The organism is Streptomyces sp. NPDC054956 (assembly GCF_053609185.1).
Window position 1 is genome coordinate 1 of sequence record NZ_JBSGXB010000629.1, and the last position, 1,463, is coordinate 1,463.

The 1,463-nt window shown below is 73.7% G+C and carries 3 protein-coding genes; all 3 read right to left on the minus strand.

Going from position 1 to position 1,463, the window contains the following annotated elements; genetic code table 11:
• The coding region (locus ACWGDE_RS38895; protein WP_453393809.1) for a beta-ketoacyl synthase N-terminal-like domain-containing protein at positions 1-284 on the minus strand (284 nt) is incomplete at its 3' end.
• A complete protein-coding gene (locus tag ACWGDE_RS38900) occupies positions 281-727 on the minus strand; it encodes a cupin domain-containing protein (protein WP_453393810.1) in 447 nt (148 codons plus the stop codon). The genes ACWGDE_RS38900 and ACWGDE_RS38895, both read right to left, overlap by 4 nt.
• A 104-nt stretch (positions 728-831) precedes the next feature.
• Positions 832-1,463 (minus strand): SchA/CurD-like domain-containing protein (locus ACWGDE_RS38905; RefSeq protein ID WP_453393811.1); only part of this gene is annotated, 632 nt, incomplete at its 5' end.

Here is a 1,463-nt window from a genome sequence, read left to right on the forward strand (position 1 = left end):
GTGGTGAGGTCGAGGCCCGCGTCGCGGATCGCCTCGCCCGCGGCGACCAGGGCGAACTGGATGTACCGGTCCGCGCGGGCCGCTTCCTCGGGCGTGAGGCCGTGTTCGGCGGGGTCGAAGTCGACCTCCGCGGCTATCCGGGAGCGGAAGCCGGTCGGGTCGAAGAGGGTGATGCCGCGCGTGGCCGTACGGCCGTTGGACAGCAGGTCCCAGAAGGCGGAGGCACCGATCCCACCGGGGGCGACGACGCCGACCCCGGTGACGGCGACCCGGCGGCGGGTCACGACACCACCCCCGCGCGGTCCGGGGGCCGCTCCCAGGCGGAGCCCTCCGGGTGGACGGCCTCCTCCGTGTCCACGTGCCCCAGCTTCGGGTCCGGGGCGAGCGGGCCGAGGTGGAAGACCATGCGGGCCTCGGTGTCCCCGACGTTGCGGAACCGGTGGCGCACGTTGATCGGGACGAGGAGTCCCTGGTCGGTCCGGAGCGGGTGGGCCTCGCCGTCGAGGTCGACCTCCAGCGTCCCGCTGACCACGTACACGAACTCCTCGGAGTACGGGTGGTAGTGCTCGGCGATGTGCTCGCCCGGAGCCATGAGGGCCAGGCCCATGAAGCCGCTGGTGCAGCCCACCGAGGTCGGCGTCAGGACGGCCCTCAGGTCGCCGCCGCGCCTGGTGTTGGGCTGCGTCTCGCTGAGATCCACGATGTGCGGTGGGCGTTGTCTGGTCATGGCGGGGGTTCCTCCTGGCGGTGCGGAGCCTGGACGGGGCTGGTGGGTGGGTGGTCCGGGGGCGCGCCGGGTCCGGACGCACGTGGATCCGGAGGCGCGGTGGGTCAGCCCTCGGCGGGGGCCCGGCGGTCGGTGATCAGGCTCATGGTGTGGCGGACCGCGGATGCCGCCGCGCCGTCCTCGGAAGGCATCATCAGCCGGGCGAGTACGGCCGCCTTGCGCGGTCCGCGTACGCCGAAGGCGGTCTCCAGGCCGGCTCCGTGCGGGCTGCGCACGTCGATGAGGCGTACGACGATGTCGTCGCGCTGGAAGATGCTGCTGCTGACCGTGGCGGGGTCGGACCGGTGGGCCGCGTCCTCGTCCTGCCGGGCCAGGAACCGGGCCAGCGCCGGTCCGCAGCCGGGCTTGGCCGGGTAGTAGAGCGCGTGCCTGCGTACGTCGGAGCTGTCGGCGGCTCCGGGTTCGCGGGCGGCGACGTGGTGGACGGCGGGGAGAGCGGCCCGCATGAAGAACATCCGGGCGGACTCGGGGTTCCCGAGGTCGCGGTCCTGTTCCAGGTGGGGGTTGATGGCCTCTTCGACGGCGCGCACCTCGGGCTGCTCCGAGACGTGCCGCAGCGCCGCCATCAGGTCGCCGCGGACCTCCACCGTACGCACGACGCGGTTGCCGTGCATGAACAGCGAGGTCCGCAGGAGCCGGGTGTGGCCGTCGACGTCGGCCGCCGGGGTGGCGTAGC